This is a genomic window from Cobetia sp. MMG027 (genome assembly GCF_027947415.1).
Taxonomy (GTDB): domain Bacteria; phylum Pseudomonadota; class Gammaproteobacteria; order Pseudomonadales; family Halomonadaceae; genus Cobetia; species Cobetia marina.
In genome coordinates this window covers 1-3,046 of the sequence record NZ_JAQJIO010000019.1, presented here as the reverse complement: position 1 = coordinate 3,046, position 3,046 = coordinate 1, and the positions used below count along the sequence as shown (strand labels likewise).

General features: G+C 39.3%; 3 protein-coding genes. All 3 read right to left on the bottom strand.

The window, feature by feature from the left end:
• Nucleotides 1-104: 104 nt before the first annotated feature.
• Nucleotides 105-380, bottom strand: a complete 276-nt coding sequence (locus PJK54_RS17650; RefSeq protein WP_271303501.1) for a PAAR domain-containing protein — start codon at nt 378-380, stop codon at nt 105-107.
• Nucleotides 381-562: 182 nt separating this feature from the next.
• Nucleotides 563-2,437 (bottom strand): T6SS phospholipase effector Tle1-like catalytic domain-containing protein, encoded by a 1,875-nt coding sequence (locus tag PJK54_RS17645; protein WP_271303500.1) that lies wholly within the window; start codon nt 2,435-2,437, stop codon nt 563-565.
• The coding region (locus tag PJK54_RS17640; RefSeq protein WP_271303499.1) for a DUF3304 domain-containing protein at nt 2,434-3,046 on the bottom strand (613 nt) is incomplete at its 5' end. The genes PJK54_RS17640 and PJK54_RS17645, both read right to left, overlap by 4 nt.

The following is a 3,046-nucleotide window of genomic DNA, read 5'->3' as shown; positions in this document are numbered from 1 at the left end:
ACACTTACCCTTGGGCCGCTAATGAAATCGTTGTGGAGCTTCAACGAAAAAACCCTCATGGAGAGTCCATGAGGGTTTTGGGGATAATGCAAATAACTCACTCATCAAAGACCGTGCTTGCCACTCGCAGCAGAGATCAACGTTGCACCACAAGAGGTATGGCAACCATGAAATGCTACCGGCTTGCCATTCAGGCTGATCGTCGGGTGTCCTTCGATGATCTTGCACTTGCTATGACCATCCTTGGGACACACTACCGTATCTCCAACAACGGCAATTGGCTTGCCCTCCAACAGATAGTTGGACTGGGCAGACACCACCTTGCCACCATGTGTCGTGCTATCACCGAGCACGATGACACCGTCACCTGAACTGAACATGTATATCTCCGGATTTTAATAGAAACATTGACGTTAATTAAAATTCACTATTGATATATTAATAAACATTTATATCCAACGCATAAAATCAAAGCAAGCGACAATAAACTACCAACAACAAAGTAAATCACTGGCCACATTTAGTCCTAAAAAATATTCTCTGTATTGTTTTTAGAGTGATTTCATGTATTACGCAAAACACTGTTTTTTTGCATGTTATATATAGCGTATTGTCTATCACTAACCTGAGGATTTCGGCGAGTTAAGTATTGATCATCTGCTCCTGCATATATTCTTCTAAATCTTAAATATTGATGATCCAAGTTTTTCACAGGGTATCCTGCAATTGAATCATGAACATAAAGATCCAACATAGTATCAAGTGATACGGGGGGTATATCAATACTTTTCTCTTGTAAAACCTTTATCCTATTGAAGTCAGAAACTACTTCCTCCGAGGGATGATAATAAGATTGAGAATAAAAAGACAGGCTATCATCTTTCCAATAATTATAATATTTTACGTTTTCCTTGAAGTAACTCCAACCGTCTAATAAAGACTCTTGATCTTCTCCGCCTGCTCTTTCATAGCTTACCAAAGATTCGATACCGTTGTTTTTTAAAAGATTAAACCTCCATTCTATTGCTTTAGCCCAATGTTTTCTCACTATTTTTCCCGTTTGACCAGACTTCAAATTGAACAGAGACAAATATGCATTAAAATCATCAATCAGCTTTGGAGATATTTTATATCCATCTTTGTCATCTTGTAATGCTTTTTCCAGTTTAAATGGAACTCCTGATATACGAGCCTCTCGATACATTTGTGCCAGTGGTATTCTAGACAACAAGTCTCGTCCTAACTTATCTATTCCCTTCCCTTGTTGTCCAGGACTATACCCACCACCAAGATCAGAATGTACTCCCGGAAATACAATTTCTTCTCCATTGCTAGGCATAGAGAATTTGCTATAAATTGAATCCAGTGGGAAGGAACGACGACTTTCATGTGCAGATACAAAGTGATAACACCGGCCTATTTCAGGTGGTATAGTCAAAGATTTTTCTGCATCGGCCCAAGCAGCATGTCCATCGAACACTGGTACTATGTTAACAATTCCGACGGAAGCAACCGTATCAAATAATCCCAAGAAATCGTATGTTACAGGAAATCCTGCAAGTGTTAATCCATTACTCTTTGTTAAATAAGCATCTATTCTGCACAACTTTATTAACCAATTAGAAAATACCCTTGCTAAGGCCGCACCACGTGAAAACCCGAATGTTGATAGATATATATTCTGAAGGACACCTGGATCTTTATTATTTGGTAACCCCCCCCCCCTTTTTTCGATCATATGAGGAGAAATAGCAGTATGCAGCCTCATCAACCATTTGCTTAATTCAATTATAGCTAAACTGTTAGAATTAACCGATGGTGCATATGACGCTTGTTTTATCGATATCAAAGTTGTCAATGAATCTTTTATACTTACATTTAATGAGGCAGCTGTAAGGTTGCCACCAAAACTTTTAACTTCTTCGTTACTAATAATAGATTTTTTAATGAAAAACCGACTTATCACATTGATAACCTGAGCCAGTACCCAGACAATACGTATCTCGCCAAGATTACCTGTAGCGTTACCGAGACTAGCTTCTAAGCCCTCCCCACTATCGTCTACTGGATCAAATTTTGTCCCTACACCGGAAGTATATATTCTAAAATAATTCTGATAGTCAGCAATGTCTGTGATCCACTCCGTTTCGAGGGGTAATACACCAGGTACACTTAACCCTGGATAAGCGCTATAGAGCCTGGCGACATTTGATTGACTTTTATCTCCTTTGGCTAGATCTGCCTCGTAATTATTGCCAGTGCCATCAAAAAAAGAGCCGATGAATAGGTTAGTGTGGCAGGGCTGAAGTGGGTTATTGTTCTCCTCTTTTCGTTCTTCTCTTTTTATAACTTCGCGCTCGATTTCACTAAAAAAACTTGTCTTATCACTAGGATTCTGGAAGCTAGAATTTACTATATCTGCTAATCTTGCATTCATTTTAACGACTCCTTATACAATTTTAGCTTTCTTATTTTTTTTCTCTCATTAGATAGATTTATTTTACTTTCCTTGATCAAATATGACAAAAAGCGAGGGTCTTTATATCCACTAAAATCTTTCAACTCTTTTTTAAAATACTTTTTATACGCATCCCAAGATGACTTCAAAGCTTCATCGGTAGGTTCATTAGTCCATTCTTTTAGTCTACTGATAGAAAGCTTCAGATCATCTTCAGCAAGTCCTATGTCACGATCAATCAAGCTAATCCGGTATTCATCCGAAGGTACAGGCCACCCTTTGACATCACCTGGGAAATTTTCATGTTCCGGCGATAACTCACTTACCACAACCTTTATATTTTTGTCAGGCATGAACTGTACCCACAATGTTCCTTCTGCAGGAGCCTGGTATTCTGGCACCGGCACCTTCACTTTTTCCGTGACAGTCCCCGTCGCTTCCCTTTGCCCTAAATCCTCAGAACGCTCTTCTATAGTATCGCCTACAAGCGGATAATATGTTTCAACCTCTACCATCAAGCCTTCATGCCATTGTTTCGGTACCTCGTAACAGCAACGAATCCCTCCTGCTCCATAAGGGGCCATCGAA